This is a genomic window from Mariluticola halotolerans, assembly GCF_021611515.1.
Lineage (GTDB): Bacteria > Pseudomonadota > Alphaproteobacteria > Rhizobiales > Devosiaceae > Mariluticola > Mariluticola halotolerans.
Window position 1 is genome coordinate 781,939 of record NZ_CP090960.1, and the last position, 22,276, is coordinate 804,214.

The window sequence follows — 22,276 nt, forward strand, 5'->3', positions numbered from 1 at the left end:
GAAACCGACTTGGACCTCAAGGACCTGCGCTGTGTCGCGATGATCGCCGAGACCGGCTCATTCGTCGCGGCAGCGGAACGGCTGAACATGTCGCAACCATCGGTGAGCGCCCGCATTCGCCGACTGGAGGCGGATCTGGGGACGGAATTATTCGCGCGCAGCGCCCGCGGCGTATCACCAACCGCGCAGGGCGAGGAATTGTTGCGCCACGCCCGCTCCATCCTGCGGCAAATGCAGGACGCCGAAGCCGATATGCTGGCGTTCAATGCGTCACCAGTCGGTCTGGTGCGTGTGGGGCTTCCGACCTCGCTGACGGCAGGGTTGACCAGTCCACTACTGGAATTGTGCATGGCGGAAATTCCCAATGTTAAGTTGCGGATCGTTGAGAGCATGTCCGGTTATATCGAGCAATGGCTTCAGGATGGCACGCTCGACCTCGGGATCACGTTCGGTTCCCGGCCGCCCTCCGACATTGTGATTGAGCCGTTGGCGCGCGAGGATTTGCTGCTTGTCGGCAAGGATCAGGCCGCCATGGCCCCGCATCTCGACACCAATGGCAATGTGCCTTTTGTCAGCCTGGCAAATGTGCCCCTGATCCTGCCCGCCCCCGAACACGGCCTTAGAATTCTGGTGGAGGATGTGGCACGCCAGCAGGCCGTACGCCTTGGCGTGGTTGTTGAAATTGATGCATTCGGCGAAATCCAGCGGCTGGTGGCCCGCGGGCTTGGCTACACGGTCATGTCGTCGGCAGCCTTTCAGTATGGCTATCGTCCCGACCTTGCGGCGGCGCTGATCTTGCGGCCTTCGGTATCGCGGGTGGTCAACCTCACAACAGGTGCCGGACGCACGCCGTCGCGCGCTGTCAGTGAGGTGGCGCAGCGCCTCAAAAGCGTGGTGCAAATGCGCGTGAAAGAAGATGGCTGGCTGGCGCACCCGATTATCTGAAAACACATATCTGACAGGGGACAGGATGGCTGTTCGTGACGACGTCCACATCGTGATGCTTGACCAGGGCACTTTTCCGCCGGAAGCGGATTTGTCGGGACCCAAGGCCCCGCACCGCATCACCTTTTATAACCGCACTGCGCCCGAGCAGGTGGCCGAACGCATCGCGGATGCGGATATCGTCATCACCAACAAGGTTCCCATCACGCGTGAGAGCCTGCAATCGGCCCCAAACCTGAAGCTGATTGCTGTCGCCGCGACGGGCTATGATGTCATCGATGTTGAGGCATGTGCGGCACAAAATGTTCTGGTCTGCAATGTGCGCGACTATGCCTATAACACGGTGCCCGAGCATACATTTGCGTTGATCCTGGCATTGCGGCGCAGCGTCATGGCCTATCATAAATCTGTTGCTGCGGGGCGTTGGCAGGAGAGCGGACAGTTCTGCTATTTCGATTTCCCGATCAATGACCTATCGGGCTCCACCATTGGCATTATTGGCGACGGCACCATTGGCAAGGCGGTGGGAAATATCGCGCAGGCATTCGGCATGAATGTGTTGCGGGCCGCCCGGCGCGGCGCGCCCCCCAAAAGCGATCGCTATCTGCCTTTTGAAGAGGTGCTGGCGGCGTCGGATATCATCACATTGCATGTGCCGTTGGGGCCGGAGACGCGGGGGTTGATTGATGCGGATGCGTTTGGGTTGATGGCGCGGCGGCCGCTTATCATCAATACCGGGCGCGGTGGGCTTGTGGATGAAGATGCTCTTTGCAAGGCATTGATTTCAGGGCAGATTTCCGGTGCGGGATTTGATGTGACGGCGGTTGAACCTATCGTTGACGGGCACCCGTTTTTCGACCTGATGGATCGAGACGACTTTATTTTGACGCCGCATGTGGCGTGGGCCAGCCGGGAGGCAACGCAGGTTGTTGCCGATCAAGTGTTTGGAAACATTGATGCATTTTTGAGCGGCAAGCCTCAAAACATAATATCTGTAAAATGAATAAGTTTTTGTATATCAAAAATGTTTGTAATGTTTTTTGTTATTTAAATTCAGAGTGTTACAAACAATACATATACCTATAATGTTTCATACACAGCCCTGAGATTTTCCGGCATTTCAGGTGCCGGACACTTCTTCCAGTTCGATCAACGTGCCGTCGAAATCCTTGGGATGAAGAAACAGGACCGGCAGACCATGCGCGCCGATTTTTGGCTTGCCGTCGCCAAGCACGCGCGCGCCATCTGCTGTCAGCTTGCGGGAAGCTGTTTCCAGATCATCAACCTCGAAACAGATGTGGTGCATGCCGCCTGAGGGGTGTTTTTCGAGAAAGCCGGAGACCGGGGAATGCTCGCCCAGCGGGTGCAGTAACTCGATTTTGGTGTTGTCGAGCTGCACAAAGACGACGGTTACCCCGTGCTGGGGCAGGCTTTGCGGCAGAGAGACCTCGGCCCCAAGCAGGTCGCGATATTTGGCCGTTGCCTTTTTCAGGTCGGGCACGGCAATGGCAATATGGTTGAGACGGCCGATCATTGGTTGGTCAATCGCCCCTCGATCCGGTTCAGCACCGCGAAGGCGGCCTGCAAGACATTTGTGCCCGGCCCGAAGATTTCTGCAACCCCGGCCTCACGCAGAAACGCATAATCCTGTTCGGGAATGACCCCCCCGGCGATTACCGCGACGTCAGCCAGTCCCCTCGCCCGCAAATGTTCGATCAGTTCGGGCACCAGAGTTTTGTGCCCGGCGGCAAGCGAGGAAACGCCAACGGCATCGACCTGCAATTCCTCGGCGTGAATGGCGACTTCCTCAGGCGTTTCAAACAGGGAACCAATCTGCACGTCAAAGCCCATATCGGCAAAGGCGGTGGCGATGACCTTGGCCCCGCGATCATGACCATCCTGCCCCATTTTGGCGATGAAGATGCGCGGCTTCTGGCCATGGACTTCCGCATAGCTTGCGATGCGGGCGCAAAGGGACTGGTATTCTGGATCATCGTGATATTGCTCGGCATAGACGCCGGAAATCACCCTGGTCACCGCATTGTAGCGGCCGAACACTTCTTCCATGGCGGCGGAAATTTCGCCAAGGGTTGCGCGGGCACGGGCAGCCTTTACGGCAGCGGCGAGCAGGTTGCCCTCGTTCATGGCCGCGCACTCCGTCAATCCGGCCAATGCCTCATCGACCAGTATCTGATTGCGGGTGCTGCGGATCTTTTTCAACTGGGCGATCTGGTCTTCGCGCACCTTGCGGTTGTCGATTTCGCGGGTTTCCAGCTTGTCTTCTGCCTCAAGCCGAAAGCGGTTGACGCCAACGATCACTTCTTCGCCCCGGTCGACGCGGGTCTGGCGCAAGGCGGCGGCTTCCTCGATCCGGGCCTTTGGCGTGCCGGCCTGCACAGATTGGGTCATGCCGCCTTCGGCCTCAGCCTCGGCGATCAGCGCCCCGGCCCGCGCTACCAGCTCACCGGTCAGTGCCTCGATGTAATAGGAACCGCCCAAAGGATCGACGACATCGGTGACCCGGGTTTCGTGCTGGAGGATCAATTGGGTGTTGCGGGCGATGCGGGCGGAGAAATCCGTTGGCAAAGCAATGGCTTCGTCGAATGCATTGGTATGTAGACTTTGGGTGCCGCCCAGAACCGACGCCATGGCCTCAAAAGCGGTGCGGACGACATTGTTATACGGGTCCTGCTCGGTCAGGGAGACGCCCGAAGTCTGGCAATGGGTGCGCAGCATGAGCGAGCGCGGGTCCTTGGCCCCGAGATCACTCATGATTCCGGCCCAGAGCTGACGGGCGGCGCGCAATTTGGCGATTTCGACAAAGAAGTTCATGCCAATGCCGAAGAAAAAGCTCAAACGCCCTGCAAATGCATCGATATCCAGCCCGTTGGCCTGGGCGGCGCGGACATATTCCATGCCGTCGGCGAGCGTATAGGCCAGTTCCTGCACCGCCGTCGCCCCGGCCTCGTGCATGTGATAGCCGGAAATGGAGATGGAATTGAATTTGGGCATGTGTTCGGCGGTATAGGCGATGATATCGCCAACGATCCGCATCGAGGGTTCGGGCGGATAGATATAGGTATTGCGGACCATGAACTCTTTCAGAATGTCATTCTGAATGGTGCCAGAGAGTTTGTCCGCCGCAACCCCCTGCTCTTCCGCCGCGACGATGAACATGGCCAGCACGGGGATGACCGCGCCATTCATGGTCATGGAGACCGACATCTCATCGAGCGGGATGCCATCGAACAGCACTTTCATGTCCTCGACGGAATCAATCGCCACCCCGGCCTTGCCGACATCGCCGGGCACGCGCTCATGGTCGCTGTCATAGCCGCGATGCGTGGCCAGATCGAAGGCGACGGACAAGCCCTTTTGGCCCCCCGCCAGATTGGCGCGGTAAAAGGCATTGCTTTCGCGCGCCGTAGAGAAGCCGGCATATTGGCGGATGGTCCAGGGCCTGTTGGCATACATGCTGGCGCGGACGCCGCGCGTATAGGGCGCGGCACCGGGCAGATCGGCGGCGGCCCCTTCGGGAATGTCCTCGGCGAAATAGGCGGGCTTGACCGGCAGGTCGCCATAATCGCGCATCAGCGCCTCAAGCGGCTTGTCCTTCAATTCCTTCTGGGCACGGGCTGCCCATTGGGCATAGGTCGCGGGTTTGATCGTCATGCGTCTTCGAACTCCATGATGATTTCATCGACGGCGAGAATGGAACCGATACCGGCATGCAGTTTGGCGATCTTCAGCCGCTTTTCCGCCCGCAGCACATTTTCCATTTTCATAGCCTCGACAATGGCCAGCGCCTGCCCGTCCTCGACGATGTCACCCTCGGCCACGTCGAGCCGGACGATGACGCCGGGCATAGGGCAAAGCAGGAATTTTGACATGTCGGGCGGGATCTTGACTGGCATGAGCGGCATTAGATCGGCGACGCGGGGCAGCAGCACTTTGGCGACAATGTTGGCACCGCGATAGCGCATGCGGAAGCCGCCGGTGACCCGGTCCATGCGCACGAACATGCGATCGTCGCCGAAACGGGCATGGGCAATGGTGTCGCCCGGCTGCCAGCCGGCATCAAGGGCGATTGGCTTGCCTTTGGCATCGGTCAGGGTGTCATTACCCGCCATGCCGAAATCCCAACGCTTTCCGTCGATCATCACCGCGCGGTGCGGTTCATCGACATGCATGTTGAGCGTGCCATTGCCGGCAAAACCACGGGTTTCGAGGCGGAGTGCTGCCGCACAGGCGATGGCGGCCAGTTTCGCCAGATTGGCATCGCTGAGGGTGACCCCGTCAAAACCTTCGGGGAATTCCTCGGCGATATAGCCGGTGGTCAGCCGACCGTCGCGGAAACGCTGTTGGTCCATGACGGCGGAGAGGAAGGGGATATTGTGCCCCACCCCTTCGAGCTCAAAGGCATCGAGCGCATCGGCCATGGCCTCGATGGCCTCGCCGCGGCGTGGGGCCCAGGTGCAGAGTTTGGCGATCATCGGGTCGTAAAAGGTGGAAATCTCGCCGCCCTCGTAAACGCCGGTATCATTGCGCACGACGATCTTGTTGCTGGCTTCGGCGACCGGTGGGCGATAGCGGGTCAGCCGCCCGACCGAGGGCAGGAAATTGCGATACGGGTCTTCGGCATAAATGCGGCTTTCAATGGCCCAGCCGGTCATGGTGACCTCGGCCTGACGCAGGGAGAGCTTTTCGCCCGCAGCGACGCGCAGCATTTGTTCGACCAGATCGAGCCCGGTCACCAGTTCGGTCACCGGATGCTCAACCTGCAATCTGGTATTCATTTCAAGGAAATAGAAGTTCAAATCGCCATCGACGATGAACTCGACCGTGCCGGCGCTGGTATAGCCCACGGCCTTGGCGAGGGCCACAGACTGCTCGCCCATTTGGACTCTGGTGGCCTGATCGAGAAACGGACTTGGCGCTTCCTCGATCACCTTCTGGTTGCGGCGCTGGATGGAACATTCGCGCTCGCCGAGATAAAGGCAATTGCCATGGGCATCGCCCAGAACCTGAATTTCGATATGGCGCGGATCGGTGATGAATTTCTCGATGAAAATCCGGTCATCGCCAAAGCTGGAGGCGGCTTCCGATTTTGAGCGGTCAAAGCCTTCACGGGCTTCGGCATCATTCCAGGCGATCCGCATGCCCTTGCCCCCGCCGCCGGCGGAAGCCTTGATCATCACTGGATAGCCAACCTCATTGGCGATTTTTACCGCTTCATCGGCATCGGCAATAAGGCCCATATAGCCGGGCACGGTGGAAACACCGGCTTCAGCGGCCAGTTTTTTCGAAGTGATCTTGTCGCCCATGGCCGCGATCGCCTTGGGCGGCGGGCCGATAAACACCACACCGGCTGCGGCGCAGGCTTCGGCAAACTTGGCATTTTCGGACAAAAATCCATAACCGGGATGAATGGCCTCGGCGCTGGTTTGCTGGCAGGCCTCTAAAATGCGTTCGCCCAGCAAATAGCTATCGGCGGCCGCCGAGCCGCCAATATGCACGGCCTCATCGGCCATGCGCACATGCAGCGCTTCCCGGTCCTCATCCGAATAGACGGCGACGGTCTTGATGCCCATTTTCTTGGCGGTCTTGATGACCCGGCAGGCGATTTCGCCGCGGTTGGCGATGAGGATTTTTTTGAACATCAGCTCTTCTTTCTGCCGCCCATATGGGTGGCGAGGCCGGGGCCGTTGGGGGGCTGGTGCAGCACCTGTAGCAATCGGGTGCCCACGCCTTCCAGATTTTGCATCACATCGGCATTGGCGAAACGCAGCACGGCATAGCCCTCGCCCTTGATGAAAGTTTCGCGTTCACTGTCATAGGCGATGGCGGCATCTGCGCAGTGGGTTTCGCCATCCACTTCAATCACCAGCTTGGCCGCATGGGTGGCGAAATCGGCGTAATAGCGCCCTATCGGCACTTGCCGCCGGAAATGAAAGGCGGCGAACGGTTCGGTGCGCAGCAGATTCCATAGGCGGGCCTCTGCCGGAGGCATGGTTTTTCGCAATGTTCTGGCGCGCTGGATGGTCATGAAGCCCCCCACCCGACCCGGCCTTGCCGGGCCACCCTCCCCACGAGGGGGAGGGAGACAGAGGAGCGTGCCCGAAATGCGGCAGTGTTGGGCAAGAAGCGTTTAACGCGCATCATTTCTTCCCTTTCCCTCCCCCTTGTGGGGAGGGTGGCCCGACGCAGTCGGGTCGGGTGGGGGGCGCGCGCAAGGCGCGCCAACAATGAGGTTGGAGCGTTGGGTTCGCGAGGAGTCTTTTGTCGGCCCTGCGGGCCAACCCCCACCCTGCCCTCCCCACAAGGGGGAGGGAAAGAGGGAGTGTGGTTGGGGATGAGGATTTTGCCGAACATCTTACCGGCACCAAATAACCAAAAACACGAAGGCACACATTCCCACAAAGCCCACAAGGAGCCCTCCTGCTGCAATCGGAAACCATTTTGATGTGACTTTGTTCTGCGCGGTCCACATTTTCTCCGCATGCTCTCGAAGTGCATCGTCCTCGATGCCTTGAGCGCGCTCATAACGAACCGAAACTATACATAGCTGACACATAACGGTTGATAAGCCCCATAGCGTCAGGCTTAGCATAAATGCCACCAACGAAACGGTGGCGACTGCTTTGGTTATGTCGTTAAGGCTGCCTAAGTACCCAAGAGTAGATAGAAAGAAGATTAGGGGTGTAGCGGCCACAGCCAATACTAATTTTGCAGCCTTCAATTCGTCTTCGGCCAAGTCCAGATAATTTTCATACTCAAACCTTGCCATCCCCACCCCCTCACAACGGAATATTGTCATGCTTTTTCGGCGGCATGGTCTGATGTTTCTTTTTCAGCGTTTCGAAAGCCCGCGCCACGCGCCGTCGCGTACCGTGGGGCATGATGACGTCGTCGATGAAGCCGCGTTCGGCCGCCACAAACGGGTTGGCGAAGCGGGTTTCGTATTCGGCGGTGCGGCCGGCGATTTTCTCGGCATCGCCCAGTTCTGAGCGGTAGAGAATTTCCGTCGCGCCCTTGGCGCCCATTACCGCGATTTCGGCGCTGGGCCAGGCATAGTTGACGTCGGCCCGGATATGTTTGGAGGCCATCACGTCATAAGCGCCACCATAGGCCTTGCGGGTGATGACGGTGACTTTCGGCACTGTGGCCTCGGCATAGGCGAACAGCAATTTGGCGCCATGCTTGATAATGCCGCCGAATTCCTGCGCCGTACCGGGCAAAAAGCCGGGCACATCGACAAGGGTGAGGATGGGGATGTTGAAAGCGTCGCAGAAGCGGACGAAACGGGCGGCTTTTTTTGATGAATTGATATCAAGGCACCCGGCCAGCACCATGGGCTGATTGGCGACAACGCCGACGCTTTCGCCGTTCAACCGGATGAAACCGGTCAGGATATTGCCGGCATGGTCGCGCTGGAGTTCGAGAAACTCGCCCTCATCGGCCAGTTTGAGGATGATTTCGCGCATGTCATAGGGCTTGTTGGCGCTGTCGGGAATGATGGTGTCGAGAGAGGGTTCGGCCCTGTCGATCAGGTCGTTGACGGCGACGGGCGGGGCTTTTTCATTGGCGTTGAGGGGCAGATAGTCGAACAGGCGGCGCACTTCGAGCAGGGTGTCGATGTCATTGTCAAAGGCGGCGTCGGCGACCGAGGATTTCTGGGTATGGGTTGTGGCCCCGCCCAGCTCCTCGGCGGTGACAACTTCATTGGTCACGGTTTTGACCACGTCGGGGCCGGTGACGAACATGTAGGAGGTGTCGCGCACCATATAGATGAAATCGGTCATGGCGGGCGAATAGACCGCGCCGCCGGCACAGGGGCCCATGATCACCGAGATTTGCGGCACTGCGCCAGAGGCCTGCACATTGCGCCAGAACACTTCGGCATAGCCGCCGAGCGAGGCCACGCCCTCCTGAATGCGGGCGCCGCCGCTGTCGTTGAGGCCGATGACCGGGGCGCCGTTCTGCACCGCCAGATCCATGATCTTGCAAATTTTCTGGGCATGGGTTTCCGACAGCGAGCCGCCGAAGACGGTGAAATCCTGGGAGAAGACATAGGTCATCCGCCCGTTGATCGTGCCCCATCCGGTGACGACGCCATCGCCGGGCACAAGCTGTTTTTCCATGCCGAAATCGGTGGAGCGGTGGGTGACGAACATGTCGTATTCTTCAAACGAGCCGGGATCGAGCAGCACATCAAGCCGTTCGCGGGCGGTGAGCTTGCCCTTTTCGTGCTGCTTGTCGATGCGCCCCTGCCCGCCGCCCAGCCGTGCGTCGGCGCGGCGCTGTTCCAGTGCCTCGATTATGTCATTCATCAGCGTATGCTCCCGAAACCGCTTGTACAGACAACAGCGTATCCTCCCCTTCCAGAAACTACCTAGTCGCTTTCAATTGCAAGCATAAGGCTTGAAAAGGCGAGGCCGCAAACTTATCAATGTTGCAAATTGCAAAAGGAAAAGTTGCAAATGTCGCGCCAATACAAGCTGTTTGTCGGCCAGAAAATCCGCGAAATCCGGCAGGAGGCGGGGCTGACCCAGGCAGAGTTTGCGCAGCGACTTGGCATTTCCAACAGCTATTTCAACCAGATAGAGAATAACCAGCGGCATGTGACGGCGGCGGTCATGCTGGCGCTGGCGGCTGATTTTGGCGTCGATATCGCCCGGTTGTCGGGGGATGATGGCGAGCGGCTTTTGGCTGATCTCAATGAGGTCCTGGCCGATCCGGTGTTTGCCGGGCAAATGCCGAGCCTGCATGAGATCAAACTGGTCACCCAGAACGCGCCGGGATTCGTGCATGCGCTGATGGCCATGCATAGCGGGTTGAAGAAGGCTGGCGAGCAATTGGCGGAACTCGACAGTTCGATTGTCAGCGGTGGCGGCAATGTTGCGCCGACGGCGTATGAGGAAGTGCGCGATTTCTTTCATTATCAGGACAATTACATAGATGCGCTCGATCTGGCGGCTGAGGCATTGGCCGGGGCGGTTGAAGAGCTGGGCGGTAATCCGGTTGAGCGGTTCAAGGCGCGTTTATGGAAGGCGCACGGGGTGACCGTGATGTTGGAGCGGGCAGCTACAGATCCGCTGATGGTGCGCCGCTATGATCCGGTTGCAAGGCAATTGCGTCTCAATGCCACCACCCCCACGGCGACACAGGCATTTCAGCTCGGGTTTCAGATTGCGCTTTTGGAGCAGCGTGCCGTTATCGACGAAATTATAGCCGCCGCAGGGTTTCGCACCGAAGAAGCCGCCGATATTTGCGTCATCGGGCTGGCCAATTATTTCGCCGGGGCGCTGTTGCTGCCCTATGGGGCTTTTGCTGGCACGGCGCGGAGCGTGCGCAATGATATTGATGCGCTGGCCAGTATGTTCGGGGCCAGTCTGGAACAGGTGGCGCATCGGCTTTCGACCTTGCAGCGGCCCGGCAAAAAGGGTGTGCCGTTCTTTTTTGCCAAGCTGGATCAGGCGGGGAATATCACCAAGCGCCATAGCGCCACCAAATTGCAGTTTGCCCGCTTTGGTGCCGCCTGCCCCTTATGGAATGCGCACAAGGCGTTTGAGACCCCGAACCGGATTTTGCGGCAATTGGCAGAAACGCCGGACGGCATCCGTTATATCTCGATTGCCATTGAAGCCCCTGATCGGCCCGGCAGCTATGGCGCGCCGGTGCGCCGCTTTGCGCTCGCAATGGGGTGCGAGATGAAGCACGCAGATCAGTTCGTTTATGCCGATGATCTGGACGTGCATAATCCTGACCTTTTCGAGCCAATTGGCGTTTCGTGCCGGATTTGCGAGCGGCCGGATTGTATCCAGCGGGCGGTGCCGCCCAGCCATGCGCATCTGCATATCGATCCAGACAACCGCATGCTGCTGCCCTATCGCCTGTCCTGACCCTCGAAAGGCTGCTTCCTAAAAAGGTTCCATTATTTATTTGCGGAACCGGTCAACCTTCTCTCGCGTTTCTGATGCATGAGAGCATTGAGCTCCCAATACGGAAAAGGATGATTGTGATGAACTGGGATCAGATTAAAGGCAACTGGATGCAGACCAAAGGTCACGTTCAGGAACAGTGGGGCAAGCTGACCGGTGATGACCTCGATGTCATTGACGGTAACCGCAAGCAGCTGGTTGGCAAGCTTCAGGAACGCTATGGCAAGGCTGAAGAAGACGCCGAAAAAGAAGTCGATGAGTGGCTGAGCAAGCGCTAAAAAACGACGTGAATGCCCTCCCCTGACGCGCAGACCTCCAAAGCCTCGCGCATATACAGACCGGTAAGAGTTTTGGCTCTTACCGGCTTTTTTATACGCTCTCGTCGACGGGAAATTTCAAACGATAAAAGATGCTCTTGTTGGTGACCGTGTATTCGGCGGTGCCCATAACCGAGCCGGGCACAACCCTTTCGAGCACGAGGCTACCGAAATGCGGGGCGATTTCCGGGTTCTCTTCGATAATATCGTCCTGCGGATCACCGACGCGTTCATTCCAGGTCACCTCAACGCCCGGACCATCATCGATCACAATCCTTTTGCAAACGATGGCAATATGGGTGTCGCCGGCAACCAGGGCGCCATGGCTTGCGGCATTGACGACCAGTTCATGCAGCGCCAATCCCACATGCAATGACGCATTGGGGGTTAGCAACATATCTTCGCCGCCAATGCTGATCAGATCCGCGTTTTCAGGCATGTAGCGGGATGTCTGGTCGCGCACGAGTTCGAAAAAGAAGGCCCCGCGCCAGCTGGAGTCCGTGATCAGGTCCTGTGAGGACGACAGGGAATACAAACGGCCCCGAAATTTGCGCAGGAAATGTTCCAAAGTGCCGGAGTGTTTCGCCGTCTGGGCGGCAACGCTCTGGATGATGGCCAGAAGGTTTTTCGACCGGTGGCTGACCTCCCGCAACAGTGTACGCAGCACCTTTTCGCGCTGACGCTCCTCCGACAGGTCGATAATGGTCGTCATGAGATCGGGGGCACCACCGTCCCTTGAGGGTATCGCCTCAAACATGAACTGGAAATGCCGATCCGTACTGATGGGCACTTCAAGAGTGGTTTTCTCACCGGATTCTAATGCGTGTTTCTTGTATGTGGCGATACGGCCGGCCAGCTCTTCACCGAACAGGTCCTTGTCGCTGGGATGCGCATCTGCATCCACATGCCAGAGATCAAACAGGTTGGCGATAAACAGGTATTCGGAATTGCTATCCTGAAGGGTAACGCACACACCCGAACGCAAAAGCGCCAGCACGAGGTAACGCCGGAAGCGCTCATCGTCCTGGCCCGGTTTTTCCCATGTCAGGCGCTGATTCAATAGCCCCACTCCAAACCCAAACCGCTTCAAACAATCGGGCGCCCCGTGCTGGGGCGCCCTTTTTGTATCAATTCAAGCGGCTTTCAAAAAACTAGCCTCTGCCTCTGCGAAACAACCCCACAACCAGCGAAATCACCAGAAACAGCAGGAAGAGATAGAATAGTATCTGCGCAATGCCCGCAGATGCGCCGGCAATGCCGCCAAATCCAAAAACGCCCGCGATGACGGCCACAACCAAGAATACCAAAGCATAATAGAGCATGTGTCTTCTCCTTCATATTATGCTGAGTTAACGCCCGGCCTTTCGTTTGGTTCCACATCGCGAAAATTATTGGTTGTCCGAGCCTCAGGCTGCAGCAACCTCATTATTATTGAAGAATAATGCCTGACTAATCAACGCCTTCACCATATCTGGGTTAAAAGGCTTGGTAACAAGGAAAGCCGGCTCCGGCCGCTCGCCCGTCAACAACCGTTCCGGGAACGCGGTGATGAAGATCACCGGAATTGTGCCGGTTTTGAGGATATCATTGACCGCATCAATGCCCGAGCTGCCGTCTGCAAGCTGGATGTCAGCAAGGATCATTTTTGGCTGGGTGCGCTCGAACAGTTCCACGGCTTCCTTGTGCGTACGCGCGATGCCGGTGACGTTATGGCCGAGATCCTCGACCATCTGTTCGATATCCATGGCAATGAGCGGCTCGTCTTCGATGATCATGATATCCGTCGCCACCTGACGCGATACCTCTGACGAGGCTTCGGCCAGCAATTCGGAAGCGCGTGCTTCGTCGATATCGAGAATTGTGCAGATTTCAGCAGGCGAGAACCCTTCAACCGCCACAAGCAGAAAAGCCTGACGGGCAAAGGGCGGCAAGCTCGCCATGTTTGCGGCCGCGCGCTGCTCCCAGGCAAAGGGTGATTCTTGCGGTTTGATCTCGATTTGGGTGGAACCAAATATCACCGAGAAGAGTTTAAACAATGAAACGCGGTCATTCGATGTGTCTGGAAACAGGGATACATCACTGATGAGAGCTTCGAGAACAGCTGCCACATAAGCATCACCAGACGTTTGGGAGCCGGTAACGGCCCTTGCGTAACGGCGCAGGTACGGCAGATGAGATGCAATACGGGTGGAAAGCGACATATATAATTCCCCTAATTCTCTACTTCTTGGGCGGACAACAGACCGTTAAACGGTGGTCGGCAAAAAAAGTTCCACAAAATTTGGAACTTTTTTTAATGGCACGCATTATTGTAACACTAGGCAGAAGTGGATCACCAATTCCAATGAGCACGATGAGGGATATGACCAACAGCAACAGGCGGCGAGCGTCCGACGCGAGCGATCCGAATAGCCAGATCTCACAGAAATTACGCGAACTGTACAGTTCCGTGCAGGAAGAAGCGATTCCTGATCGCTTTCTTGATCTGCTCGAACAACTGGACGAAGCCGAAAAAGCTGCAGGATCCGGTGTCAATCATGACAAAAAGTGAACAAGAAAGCACAAATTTCAAACGCGAGATGCTCAGCATCCTGCCGAACCTGCGTGCCTTTGCCTATTCACTGATTGGTCGACCGGACAAGGCAGATGACCTTGTGCAGGATACCATCATGAAGGCCTGGGCGAAGCAGGACAGTTTTGAACCCGGCACCAACCTTAAAGCCTGGCTTTTCACCATTCTGCGTAATGAGTTTTACAGCCAAATGCGCAAGCGTGGCCGTGAAATCCAGGACAGCGAAGGCGCATTCACCGAAGGCATGTCCGTGCCGCCAGCGCAATATGGCGCGCTCGACATGCAGGATTTCCGTGTTGCACTTGCCAAATTGCCGGATGACCAACGCGAAGCGATCATTCTGGTCGGGGCTTCAGGCATGTCTTATGAAGAGGCAGCGGAAATTTGTGAATGTGCGATCGGCACGATCAAGAGCCGTGTCAGCCGTGCGCGCAACAGCCTCAAGGAATTGTTGCAGGTATCCGGTGAAGCCGATTACGGACCCGACGCCAATGATGCTGCCGTCACCTCCAGGCCTTTTGCCCTCTGAGTTCAGGCCAGCGTGACGCAACCGGCTATTGCTGAGGTCAGCGCTTCTTCGCCGTAGGGCTTCAGCAAGACGCGAATATCAGGAAAGCCCGGGACGCCATTAGCGAAATCGTCGTTGGTTGCTGAGAAAATCAGATGCGAACCGGCGGCGAGTGCTGCCTCTATTTCTTTCACCAGACCGTCTGTCGTATCTCCGATATCGAGCAGAACGATGTCGAAGCGCTCGGCGCGCAGTTTCTCGCTGCAGGCTGAACGTGCTGTGATCGTGACGTCGCAATTGATCGCGTCGCGCAGAATACATTCCGCATCCAGTGCGATGAGGTATTCGTTGTCGACGACAAGAATGCGTAAATTATTATGAGGCATTAGGTCCAGTTCTCTATTGAGGTACCCAAAGACGCTGTTTCGCTACCAAAGTCATTTAAAAAAGACATAGTGCGCAACAGGGAACCAAATGGCGGCGGTTGCGTTGTTATAAGATGTCGTTCGGGGGATTTGTGGGTGCAGGTCAGGAAAACCGTAAGCTGCAGGGCATGCCCCTTGGCGAAATTCAACCATTTCCGCGCCTTCAGCGACGAAGAGCTCGCCTTTGTATCCGGTTTCAAAACCGGGGAGCTGGTGGCCGACCGCGGAACCACCGTGTTGCTGGAAGGCTCTGACAGCGCCCACCTTTATACCGTTCTCGATGGCTGGGGCTTCCGTTTCAAAACATTGAACGACGGCCGCCGCCAAATTCTCAATTATCTGCTTCCCGGCGACCTGGTTGGGTTGCAAAGCAGCCTTTTGGGAGAAATGCAGCATTCTGTTGAGACGCTGACGCCTATGACGCTGTGCGTTTTCGAACGGGAAAAAATGCCGGTACTGTTTGAGAAACACGCTTCTTTGGGGTTCGATGTGACATGGATCGCGGCCCGGGAGGAACGCATTCTCGATGAACATCTGCTGAGCATCGGGCGACGTTCGGCCATTGAGCGCGCGGCTTATCTGCTCGCCTTTTTATATAGACGCGCCAAAATGCTGAACCAGCTGAACGGGCAAAATGCCATCCCCCTCACCCAACAACACATTGCCGATACGCTGGGCCTTTCAATCGTGCATACCAACAAAACCTTACGCAAGCTGGCCGACAAGAAAATGATTGCCTGGCGCGACCGGGGCTGTGCTGTGCTGGATTTTGATGGTCTTTCCGAGATTGCAGGCTGGACCGAGGCCCCCTCCACCAACCGCCCTTTTATTTGACGTCATTGAAAGAAGGCATACCGCAATGCGCGCAATAGCTATTCTGAACCGCGATGGGGGCACCCTGAAGACCACCGACCTTGATGCCTATTGCGCTCATATAACCAAGGCGTTTTCCGAGGCGGGGCACGAGATTGAATGTCACCCTGTCGGGGGCAGCGAGATTGAACAGGCACTCAAAAAGGCAGCGGAAGATCCTCAATTCGAGGCGATTATCGCCGGGGGCGGCGATGGCACGATTTCCGCGGCGGCAGGGATAGCCTTTAAATCCGGCAAGACGCTTGGCGTTATTCCGGCGGGCACAATGAACCTGTTCGCCCGGTCACTGGGCATGCCGTTGAACATCGAGGAAGCCGCTACCGCGCTTGCCCGGTCGGAAGTGAAATCCTGCGACATTGCGACAGCGGATGGGCGCCCCTTTGTGCACCAGTTCTCCGTCGGCATGCAGCCGCGCCTTGTGCAGAACCGGGAAGAGCTTCAATACCGCTCGCGGTTTGGCAAGATGATTGCCAGCCTGCGGGCGACGTTGAGCATGTTGTCGCGGCCACCCGCCTTCTTGACGCGTATGACGCTCGACGGAGAGACGCAGGAACAGGTTTTCAGCATGATCGCGGTGGCGAACAATCCTTATGGCGAGGGGCACATGCCCTATGCCGACCGGCTGGACCAGGGGGTTCTGGGCGTCTATAGCGCCGGCAAAATCGATACCGGTGCCGGCATGCGGCTCAGCACCGACCTTGTGCTTGGCAGCTGGCGCACGAACGAGAACATGCGCGAAGAAACAGCACGCGAAGTGGTGCTTCAGTTTCCCCGGCATAAACGCAAGGCACGCGCCGTCATTGATGGCGAACTGGTGCCTTTGCGCCGGAAAACAAGCATCGAGATTATTCCCGGCGCCCTTAAGGTTCTTGTGCCGCTGGCCGCTAATGGAGGATCGCAATCTTGATCTTGAGCACATTCCGCAAACCATTTGTCGTTCTTTTGACGGTGCCGGCCAGCATTGCGCTGGGTATCGGATTGCTGCCGCTGGTTACGGTGTTTCTTGAACGGCAATTCGCCAGGGATGCCTTCAGCCCCTTCGTGTTGCAATTCTCGGTTGAAAGTGCGCATACGCTGCTTTCGGTGGTTGCGACAGGGGCGATGACCGCGCTGAGCCTCGCCTATTCACTGGTGCTGGTGGTGTTCACCCTGGCGGCGGGGAATATCGGCCCGCGGCTTTTGCAACGCTTCACATCCGAGCTGGTCAACCAGATTACGGCCGGGATTCTGGGTGGTACCTTTCTCTATGCCATTCTCACGCTATTGATGACGCAGCCGAATTTTGTGCCCAAGATCACGATATTCGGCGCTGTGTTGTTGGCGATTATCAGCGTTCTGCAATTGATCTATTTTGTCCGCCACGTCTCGCAGTCGGTTTCCGTGGACGATGAGATCGCCCAGATCACGAAACGCATCACCAAGCAACTCAACGACTTGCAACGGACCTCCAACCCCGATGGGAAGACGCCTGCCCGCTCCAAGTTCAAACATGATATCTGTGCGCAAAAGGCGGGTTATGTCGGGTGGTTTGATGAGGACTATCTGACGGAGATTGCCAAAAAGCATGATCTGATGATCTGGGTTGAGGTGTCGTCGGGCGGGTTTGTGCTGGCGGGGCAAAACGTGGCGCAGGTGGCCGGTGATGCCGATGACGACGTGCTTGAGAGCATTCGCAAACATATCACGATCGAAAATGCGCGGTCGGAGGACCGGTCGCCGGAATTTTCAATCAACCTGCTGGTGGAAATCGCGCTGCGCGCGCTCTCTCCGGGGATCAACGACACCTATACGGCGCTGGCCGTGGCCAACAGCTTTTCCAACGCATTTGCCGAGATTGCCGAAGCCGATACGGCGCCGATCCTGACCATTGATGATGACGGGGATCTGCGGCTGATCCTGCCTGCGATGAGCATGGAGGAATTGCTGGGCCAGGCGTTTCATCCCATCCGGCTGGCGACCGCGGGTAATATCCTGATGGCGCAGGGTTTTGCGCGTGCCCTCGCCCGGCTCTATGTCGTGGGCGGCAAGGAGATGCGCAAGCTGGTCAAGGAGCACGCCGGGTTGTTGATGCAATCGCTTGAGGCTTCTGACCATTTCGATCATGACCTGCAGCGGGTGCGGGCTTGTTTTCCCGAAGCGCTGAAATCCAGCGGTAAAAACACCGCCAAATCCTAGGCGCAAAAAAAGCAGGGCACGGAAACCGATACGGTTTCATGTACCCTGCTTCATACAACTCCCCGGGAGGAGCCCGCCGACATGGGGGTCGCCGGCGTTTTCGGACGCTTAGTCCGAAATTGTCGCGCGCAACATCCACAAGGCCTTTTCGTGGAAGGTCAGGCGTGCGGTGAGCATGTCTTCTGTCACCACGTCACCGGCGTCACCGGCCTTTTCGGCGGCCTTGCGCATCGTGCGTACCGCAGCTTCATGGTCATCAATCAGATCGTTGACCATATCGATTGCGGTGGTGTTCTTTACATCGGCGGCCTTGGGCGAAAAGCCTGCGGCTTCACCCAGCTTTACCGGTGCGAGATGGCCAAGGGCCCGGACGCGTTCAGCGATAACGTCTGCCGCCTGGAACAGCGCATTGTAATGCTCTTCGGTCAATTCGTGCAGCGGACGGAACAAAGGCCCGACGACGTTCCAGTGATAGAGGTGGCTCTTGATTGTGAGCTTGTAGGTCGCGGCGAGAATTTCGGACAGATCCGCGGAAATGTCAGAGCGGTAATCGGCTGCCAGACCGATTTTCATATTCTCTTCGTGGGCTGCGGGTTTGAGAGCGGCTGAGGCTTTCGCCATGATTATTTCTCCTGTTTGAACTTATGCTTCGCGGTGCCGGCGAAGCGCCTTCATCAAGTTGAACCGAAGCGGATCACGTCCCGGCTTGCGGCAAATGTGCCGATCAATCCCGGCTTCGACTGGTGGTGCGGGTCAGAGCGAAAACCAGACCACCAATTGCCGCCAGAACGAGGGGATTTTTTGAACGTGCGACGGTGCCAAGCGTTGTCAGTGCGGCTGAGGCGGCGAGTGCCCTGCCCGCTCTTGCGGCGCGCTGACGGCGCCGCTCGATGCGGTTGAGAACCATGAGCACGGCAAGCAGGATCAAAGCCAGGATCAGCGTCACCAGGGCAATGAACAAGGCGGCGTAAATGCCCCCCATGGTCGCTGCAAGGTAAAGCCCACCAGCGATCAGACCCGAGACCACAGCCATCGTCATCAACACACCGACAACCACATAGAGAATGGCGTTGCGGCGTGTTTGCCTTGCGATTGCGCCAAGGTCACGCGTCGCGGAGGCGGCGAGCGAGTGGGCCATACGACTCATGATTTAGTGCTTGCTCAAAAAGGCCAGCAGAAAGCCGACACCAGCGGCGATGCCGACAGTCTGGAGCGGCTTCTCGCGAATGTAATCGCGAACATCGTTTTCGAGCGATGCCACTTCCTCTCGGACAGACTCAATCGCCTGCTGCGAGGTTTCAGCCAGATCGTCGCGTACTTTTTCGGCACGGCCGGTATACTGATTGGCCTTGGCACTGCCGAAGGCTCCAACCACTTTTGTCAGTTCAGCGATATCCTCGCGGATCCGGGCGATCTGAGCTTCTACGTCATCACTCGTCGCGGCGGCGCCACTGCCATTCTTACGGGCGCTTGTCGATGCGGTAGCCATAATCAACTCCTTTGCTTTCCTGTTAAGAGAACGTGCGGAATGACCAAATGTTCCGCAGCACTCGCAAAATAAAAAAACGCCGGCCATCAATGATGGCCGGCGTCGATATTCAGGGTTAGCTGTTGTTAGCGCAGCACAACACTGTCACGGTCTTGCTTGTAGGCGTCAGCGTCGTATTCGGCGTGACCCTTCAGCTGCTCCTCATTGAAATCCGTATAAATGGACAGGCTGCCATTCGGATCGCGGAGGATGTCGAGCTCTTTCGCGTCGAGAGCGACGGGCTTTTCACCCAGACCCAGGAAACCACCCACATCGATGATATAGGCTTCGACGTTACCGTCGCCGGAGACAATCACGTCACCGATTTCACCGAGGTCTTCTTCTTCACGGCCATATACACGGGTGCCGATCAGTTCTTCCGCGCTCAGACCAGCGGTGTCGACAATTTCCATGCCTTCGCGGGTCGGCTCAACCATGTTGTCGGCTTCAGGCTGCGTGGTTGCAGCAATATCGCCCTGGGTGTTGTGCGTTGCATCAGCCTTGTTGTCAGTATCAGCCGCGCCACCCATCATGGTGCCATTGTTTGCATCGGAATGCATGGCCTGGTCGTTGTTAATTGCATCACGATCAAATGCCGGTGCAGATTCAAGCTCTTCACTTGTTGCGTTGACGAGCAGACGCTGTTCAGTCTGAACATAAGGTTCAGTGCCTTCGGCCTGTGCCGGGGCGTTTTCAGTTGCTGTGGTATTAGGCGCCATGGTCGAGCCAATGGCAACTTCTGTCCAGCTTACGCGGGAGAAGTCGATAGCAACTTCCTTTTCACCAATGCCGAGGAAGCCGCCGACACCAATAACGATCGCCTGAGCGCGGCCATCCGGCGCCATGACGACGTCATTTACGTCACCAATGACATCAGCATCCGGGCCTGCAGCGTTGTAAACGCTTTTGCCCAAAAGGCTGGAGGCTAAAATCTGGCCGGGGGCACCCGGGAAATACCCGTCAGTGGCCTCGGTGCTCATTGCGGCATCCGGGTTGAAGATTGCGCCGCCCATCGTATCGGACTGCATATCCGTCGAGGTAGACTGGGCAAACGCGCCGCCGGTCATCAGGGCGGTCAATGCGGTAGTAGCGAGAAGCGTGCGGATCATGTTATGATCTCCTTCGTGTGTCAGTTTTGGCATATCGGCTGCGTCGCAAGAGAAGTTTGCTGACAGATCATGCGGCGCGGCCACCTACAGACTAGAAACGGGGTGGAGCCTAAAAGGTTCCAAAACAAGACCTGTCGTTTCTGATAAAAAAACACCCCACTCGGAAAGCGGGGTGTTTTGCATGCGCTGTATTTTCGTACGGGCTAGAAGGCACCTAACAGCATCAGGATCAATACGATCACCAGCAGCGTGCCGATGATGCCGCTCGGGCGATATCCCCAGCCGCGAGCATAGGGCCAGGCCGGAATGGCCCCGATCAACAGAAGCAGCAGAACAATAAAAAGAATGGTCGAAATGGCCATGGTGTAGCTCCCCAAGGATGTCTGGTGCTGCAAAAGCTTGCGCGGGCTGCGCAGGCTTGCAAGACACCGTTCACGGTCTCCTCCGGCTCTCGAACAAAATTGCAAAAGCTGTTTTGCGCGTCAACCGGACGCATGATCAACGGGTGAACTGACAAAAGGTTCCGCAGGGAACAAACGGCGCATCCTTTTCGGGATGCGCCGTCAGGCGTTTAGATGAGCCAGGTCGCAATTGGCGGGAAGAACAGCAGAATGGCCAACACGGTCAACTGCAGTGCGATAAACGGCAAAAGCGCGGTGTAAATGTGCTTCAGCGTTATATCTCGCGGCGCCACGCTCTTCAGGTAGAACGCGGCGGGGCCAAATGGTGGCGTCAGATACGAGACCTGCATGTTGACGGCGAACAGGATGCCGAACCAGATCGGGTCGTAACCAAGCTGCACCACGATGGGCACAAAGATCGGCAGGGTCAGAAGTGCAATGCCGATCCAGTCGAGGAACATACCAAGGACGAGCAGGATCAACATCATCACCATGATGATGACGACCGGCGGCGCATCGATGCTGAGGATGGCGGTGGCGACAAAGCGGTTACCGCCCATCAGATTGTAGACACCCACCAGCACAGCCGCCGCAATACCGATCCAGATGATCATGCCGCAGGTTTCAAGCGTATGAACCAGACTGTCCTGCAGCATTTTCACGGTCAGCTCGCGCCGCAGCAAAGAGATGATGAGGACAGATGACACACCGAGCGCTGCCGCTTCCGTGATCGATGCCACGCCGCCATAGATGGACCCGAGAACCACGAAAACGATGAAACCCGGCGCGGCGAGTGATCGCAGGGCACTGCCCAGGGATTCCTTTGCCATGTCTTCGTCCGACATCGGTGGGCCGAGCTGTGGGTTGCGCAGGCAAATGAACAGCACATAGGCGATGTAGAATGCCAGAAGCAGCAAGGCGGGTGTGATGGCGGCAATGAACAGGTCGGCAATGGAAACGCTGGCGACCAGCCCATAGATAATGAGAACGATAGATGGCGGCATCATTGTGCCAAGGGAACCACCCGCGCAAACAACGCCAATCGACAGACTGCGGTCATAACCCAGCCGCAGCATTTGTGGCAGTGCGAGAATGCCCAGAAGTACGATCTCGCCGCCGATAACGCCGGACATGGCGGCCATCAGAATGGCCACGATCAGGGTCTGCACAGCAACGCCGCCCGGCAGGCGCCCGGCGAGCACGCGCATGCCATTGAACAGATCCTTGGCAATGCCCGATCTGTCGAGCAAGGCGGCCATCAGAATGAACATTGGAATGGCCACCAGCGAATATTCGGTGATGAAGCCGAAGATGCGCGAGGTCACCAGGGGCAGCGCATTGCCGCCAAACCAGCCAAAGGTGAAAATCAACGCAACGAGGCCCGTAACCCAGGCAAGCGGTTGACCGGAGAGCAGCAACAAGAAAATGCTGCCGACGAGAATATAGGTGCCGAGCTCGATACCCAGTGCGCTCATACCCATG

At 57.2% G+C, this 22,276-nt stretch carries 25 protein-coding genes; 9 read left to right on the forward strand and 16 right to left on the reverse strand.

All coding sequences use genetic code 11. From position 1 onward, the window contains the following. The first annotated feature begins 9 nt into the window (after positions 1 to 9). Both L1P08_RS03675 and L1P08_RS03680 read left to right on the forward strand, forming a co-directional pair. Entirely contained in the window at positions 10 to 945 is a 936-nt protein-coding gene (locus L1P08_RS03675) for a LysR family transcriptional regulator (RefSeq protein ID WP_303618652.1), read from the forward strand. 25 nt (positions 946 to 970) lie between these two features. Continuing rightward, a complete protein-coding gene (locus tag L1P08_RS03680; protein WP_303618653.1) occupies positions 971 to 1,948 on the forward strand; it encodes a D-2-hydroxyacid dehydrogenase in 978 nt (325 codons plus the stop codon). Positions 1,949 to 2,065: 117 nt separating this feature from the next. Here L1P08_RS03680 and mce read toward each other — a convergent pair whose 3' ends face one another. The 6 genes from mce to L1P08_RS03710 form a co-directional block, all read right to left on the reverse strand. Beyond that, on the reverse strand, positions 2,066 to 2,479 hold the full coding sequence (gene mce / locus L1P08_RS03685) for a methylmalonyl-CoA epimerase (RefSeq protein ID WP_303618654.1): 414 nt from the start codon (positions 2,477 to 2,479) through the stop codon (positions 2,066 to 2,068). Further along, positions 2,476 to 4,611 carry a methylmalonyl-CoA mutase gene (scpA, locus tag L1P08_RS03690; protein ID WP_438268452.1) on the reverse strand — a complete coding sequence of 712 codons (2,136 nt, stop codon included), beginning with the start codon at positions 4,609 to 4,611 and terminating at the stop codon, positions 2,476 to 2,478. The genes mce and scpA overlap by 4 nt, the downstream gene beginning before the upstream one ends. A gap of 2 nt (positions 4,612 to 4,613) precedes the next feature. Further along, positions 4,614 to 6,605 carry an acetyl-CoA carboxylase biotin carboxylase subunit gene (locus L1P08_RS03695; RefSeq protein WP_303618656.1) on the reverse strand — a complete coding sequence of 664 codons (1,992 nt, stop codon included), beginning with the start codon at positions 6,603 to 6,605 and terminating at the stop codon, positions 4,614 to 4,616. Further along, positions 6,605 to 6,991, reverse strand: coding sequence for an endonuclease domain-containing protein (locus tag L1P08_RS03700; RefSeq protein ID WP_303618657.1), 387 nt, complete (start codon positions 6,989 to 6,991; stop codon positions 6,605 to 6,607). Before L1P08_RS03700 ends, L1P08_RS03695 begins: the two co-directional genes overlap by 1 nt. Positions 6,992 to 7,318: 327 nt before the next feature. After that, positions 7,319 to 7,732 carry a hypothetical protein gene (locus L1P08_RS03705; protein ID WP_303618658.1) on the reverse strand — a complete coding sequence of 138 codons (414 nt, stop codon included), beginning with the start codon at positions 7,730 to 7,732 and terminating at the stop codon, positions 7,319 to 7,321. A 10-nt stretch (positions 7,733 to 7,742) separates the two neighbouring features. Beyond that, positions 7,743 to 9,275, reverse strand: coding sequence for an acyl-CoA carboxylase subunit beta (locus tag L1P08_RS03710; protein WP_303618659.1), 1,533 nt, complete (start codon positions 9,273 to 9,275; stop codon positions 7,743 to 7,745). 150 nt (positions 9,276 to 9,425) lie between these two features. On the opposite strand from L1P08_RS03710, the gene L1P08_RS03715 reads away from it, so the two are divergent. After that, positions 9,426 to 10,847: a helix-turn-helix domain-containing protein gene (locus tag L1P08_RS03715; protein WP_303618660.1), complete on the forward strand. Its 1,422-nt coding sequence runs from the start codon at positions 9,426 to 9,428 to the stop codon at positions 10,845 to 10,847. Between the two features lie 119 nt (positions 10,848 to 10,966). Continuing rightward, entirely contained in the window at positions 10,967 to 11,164 is a 198-nt protein-coding gene (locus tag L1P08_RS03720) for a CsbD family protein (RefSeq protein ID WP_303618661.1), read from the forward strand. Positions 11,165 to 11,255: 91 nt separating this feature from the next. Here the strand turns inward: L1P08_RS03720 and L1P08_RS03725 are convergent, their stop codons facing one another. From L1P08_RS03725 to L1P08_RS03735, 3 genes are all read right to left on the reverse strand, one after another. Further along, the gene (locus L1P08_RS03725; RefSeq protein WP_303618662.1) at positions 11,256 to 12,263 is read right to left on the reverse strand and encodes a sensor histidine kinase; all 1,008 of its coding nucleotides are present in this window, start codon (positions 12,261 to 12,263) and stop codon (positions 11,256 to 11,258) included. A 91-nt stretch (positions 12,264 to 12,354) separates the two neighbouring features. After that, positions 12,355 to 12,525, reverse strand: a complete 171-nt coding sequence (locus L1P08_RS03730; protein WP_303618663.1) for a DUF1328 domain-containing protein — start codon at positions 12,523 to 12,525, stop codon at positions 12,355 to 12,357. A gap of 84 nt (positions 12,526 to 12,609) precedes the next feature. Further along, positions 12,610 to 13,404: a response regulator gene (locus L1P08_RS03735; RefSeq protein WP_303618664.1), complete on the reverse strand. Its 795-nt coding sequence runs from the start codon at positions 13,402 to 13,404 to the stop codon at positions 12,610 to 12,612. 143 nt (positions 13,405 to 13,547) lie between these two features. Here L1P08_RS03735 and L1P08_RS03740 point away from each other — a divergent pair, with 143 nt between their 5' ends. After that, on the forward strand, positions 13,548 to 13,754 hold the full coding sequence (locus L1P08_RS03740) for a NepR family anti-sigma factor (RefSeq protein ID WP_303619490.1): 207 nt from the start codon (positions 13,548 to 13,550) through the stop codon (positions 13,752 to 13,754). Further along, a complete protein-coding gene (locus tag L1P08_RS03745) occupies positions 13,741 to 14,304 on the forward strand; it encodes an RNA polymerase sigma factor (RefSeq protein WP_303618665.1) in 564 nt (187 codons plus the stop codon). Before L1P08_RS03740 ends, L1P08_RS03745 begins: the two co-directional genes overlap by 14 nt. Positions 14,305 to 14,306: 2 nt before the next feature. Here L1P08_RS03745 and L1P08_RS03750 read toward each other — a convergent pair whose 3' ends face one another. Further along, positions 14,307 to 14,669 (reverse strand): hypothetical protein, encoded by a 363-nt coding sequence (locus L1P08_RS03750; protein WP_303618666.1) that lies wholly within the window; start codon positions 14,667 to 14,669, stop codon positions 14,307 to 14,309. A 129-nt stretch (positions 14,670 to 14,798) separates the two neighbouring features. On the opposite strand from L1P08_RS03750, the gene L1P08_RS03755 reads away from it, so the two are divergent. From L1P08_RS03755 to L1P08_RS03765, 3 genes are read left to right on the forward strand one after another with little or no spacing between them, the layout of a single operon-like run. Then, positions 14,799 to 15,542: a Crp/Fnr family transcriptional regulator gene (locus L1P08_RS03755; protein WP_438268434.1), complete on the forward strand. Its 744-nt coding sequence runs from the start codon at positions 14,799 to 14,801 to the stop codon at positions 15,540 to 15,542. A 25-nt stretch (positions 15,543 to 15,567) separates the two neighbouring features. Next, complete coding sequence (locus L1P08_RS03760) at positions 15,568 to 16,488, forward strand: diacylglycerol/lipid kinase family protein (RefSeq protein WP_303618668.1); 921 nt, start codon at positions 15,568 to 15,570, stop codon at positions 16,486 to 16,488. Next, the gene (locus L1P08_RS03765; protein ID WP_303618669.1) at positions 16,485 to 17,756 is read left to right on the forward strand and encodes a DUF2254 domain-containing protein; all 1,272 of its coding nucleotides are present in this window, start codon (positions 16,485 to 16,487) and stop codon (positions 17,754 to 17,756) included. Before L1P08_RS03760 ends, L1P08_RS03765 begins: the two co-directional genes overlap by 4 nt. Positions 17,757 to 17,864: 108 nt before the next feature. Here L1P08_RS03765 and L1P08_RS03770 read toward each other — a convergent pair whose 3' ends face one another. The 6 genes from L1P08_RS03770 to L1P08_RS03795 form a co-directional block, all read right to left on the reverse strand. Next, positions 17,865 to 18,377, reverse strand: coding sequence for a Dps family protein (locus tag L1P08_RS03770; protein WP_303618670.1), 513 nt, complete (start codon positions 18,375 to 18,377; stop codon positions 17,865 to 17,867). Between the two features lie 103 nt (positions 18,378 to 18,480). Next, the gene (locus L1P08_RS03775; protein WP_303618671.1) at positions 18,481 to 18,903 is read right to left on the reverse strand and encodes a hypothetical protein; all 423 of its coding nucleotides are present in this window, start codon (positions 18,901 to 18,903) and stop codon (positions 18,481 to 18,483) included. A 3-nt stretch (positions 18,904 to 18,906) separates the two neighbouring features. Next, positions 18,907 to 19,245, reverse strand: coding sequence for an ElaB/YgaM/YqjD family protein (locus L1P08_RS03780; RefSeq protein ID WP_303618672.1), 339 nt, complete (start codon positions 19,243 to 19,245; stop codon positions 18,907 to 18,909). 125 nt (positions 19,246 to 19,370) lie between these two features. Beyond that, positions 19,371 to 20,393 carry a PRC-barrel domain-containing protein gene (locus L1P08_RS03785; protein WP_303618673.1) on the reverse strand — a complete coding sequence of 341 codons (1,023 nt, stop codon included), beginning with the start codon at positions 20,391 to 20,393 and terminating at the stop codon, positions 19,371 to 19,373. Positions 20,394 to 20,596: 203 nt separating this feature from the next. Next, positions 20,597 to 20,755 (reverse strand): DUF3309 family protein, encoded by a 159-nt coding sequence (locus L1P08_RS03790; RefSeq protein WP_303618674.1) that lies wholly within the window; start codon positions 20,753 to 20,755, stop codon positions 20,597 to 20,599. A 209-nt stretch (positions 20,756 to 20,964) separates the two neighbouring features. After that, the gene (locus L1P08_RS03795; RefSeq protein ID WP_303618675.1) at positions 20,965 to 22,275 is read right to left on the reverse strand and encodes a TRAP transporter large permease; all 1,311 of its coding nucleotides are present in this window, start codon (positions 22,273 to 22,275) and stop codon (positions 20,965 to 20,967) included. Between the last annotated feature and the right edge of the window lies 1 nt (position 22,276).

Excerpts from the sequence above, each read along its gene's own strand:
- L1P08_RS03740 (WP_303619490.1), top strand. The coding sequence starts at position 13,548 with ATGAGCACGATGAGGGATATGACCAACAGCAACAGGCGGCGAGCGTCC.
- L1P08_RS03680 (WP_303618653.1), top strand. The coding sequence starts at position 971 with ATGGCTGTTCGTGACGACGTCCACATCGTGATGCTTGACCAGGGCACT.
- L1P08_RS03705 (WP_303618658.1), bottom strand. The coding sequence starts at position 7,732 with ATGGCAAGGTTTGAGTATGAAAATTATCTGGACTTGGCCGAAGACGAA.
- L1P08_RS03775 (WP_303618671.1), bottom strand. The coding sequence starts at position 18,903 with ATGAGTCGTATGGCCCACTCGCTCGCCGCCTCCGCGACGCGTGACCTT.
- L1P08_RS03745 (WP_303618665.1), top strand. The coding sequence starts at position 13,741 with ATGACAAAAAGTGAACAAGAAAGCACAAATTTCAAACGCGAGATGCTC.
- L1P08_RS03730 (WP_303618663.1), bottom strand. The coding sequence starts at position 12,525 with ATGCTCTATTATGCTTTGGTATTCTTGGTTGTGGCCGTCATCGCGGGC.
- L1P08_RS03780 (WP_303618672.1), bottom strand. The coding sequence starts at position 19,245 with ATGGCTACCGCATCGACAAGCGCCCGTAAGAATGGCAGTGGCGCCGCC.
- L1P08_RS03695 (WP_303618656.1), bottom strand. The coding sequence starts at position 6,605 with ATGTTCAAAAAAATCCTCATCGCCAACCGCGGCGAAATCGCCTGCCGG.
- L1P08_RS03720 (WP_303618661.1), top strand. The coding sequence starts at position 10,967 with ATGAACTGGGATCAGATTAAAGGCAACTGGATGCAGACCAAAGGTCAC.
- L1P08_RS03770 (WP_303618670.1), bottom strand. The coding sequence starts at position 18,377 with ATGGCGAAAGCCTCAGCCGCTCTCAAACCCGCAGCCCACGAAGAGAAT.
- L1P08_RS03735 (WP_303618664.1), bottom strand. The coding sequence starts at position 13,404 with ATGTCGCTTTCCACCCGTATTGCATCTCATCTGCCGTACCTGCGCCGT.
- L1P08_RS03700 (WP_303618657.1), bottom strand. The coding sequence starts at position 6,991 with ATGACCATCCAGCGCGCCAGAACATTGCGAAAAACCATGCCTCCGGCA.
- L1P08_RS03795 (WP_303618675.1), bottom strand. The coding sequence starts at position 22,275 with ATGGGTATGAGCGCACTGGGTATCGAGCTCGGCACCTATATTCTCGTC.
- L1P08_RS03790 (WP_303618674.1), bottom strand. The coding sequence starts at position 20,755 with ATGGCCATTTCGACCATTCTTTTTATTGTTCTGCTGCTTCTGTTGATC.
- L1P08_RS03715 (WP_303618660.1), top strand. The coding sequence starts at position 9,426 with ATGTCGCGCCAATACAAGCTGTTTGTCGGCCAGAAAATCCGCGAAATC.
- L1P08_RS03710 (WP_303618659.1), bottom strand. The coding sequence starts at position 9,275 with ATGAATGACATAATCGAGGCACTGGAACAGCGCCGCGCCGACGCACGG.
- mce (WP_303618654.1), bottom strand. The coding sequence starts at position 2,479 with ATGATCGGCCGTCTCAACCATATTGCCATTGCCGTGCCCGACCTGAAA.
- L1P08_RS03760 (WP_303618668.1), top strand. The coding sequence starts at position 15,568 with ATGCGCGCAATAGCTATTCTGAACCGCGATGGGGGCACCCTGAAGACC.
- L1P08_RS03750 (WP_303618666.1), bottom strand. The coding sequence starts at position 14,669 with ATGCCTCATAATAATTTACGCATTCTTGTCGTCGACAACGAATACCTC.
- L1P08_RS03785 (WP_303618673.1), bottom strand. The coding sequence starts at position 20,393 with ATGATCCGCACGCTTCTCGCTACTACCGCATTGACCGCCCTGATGACC.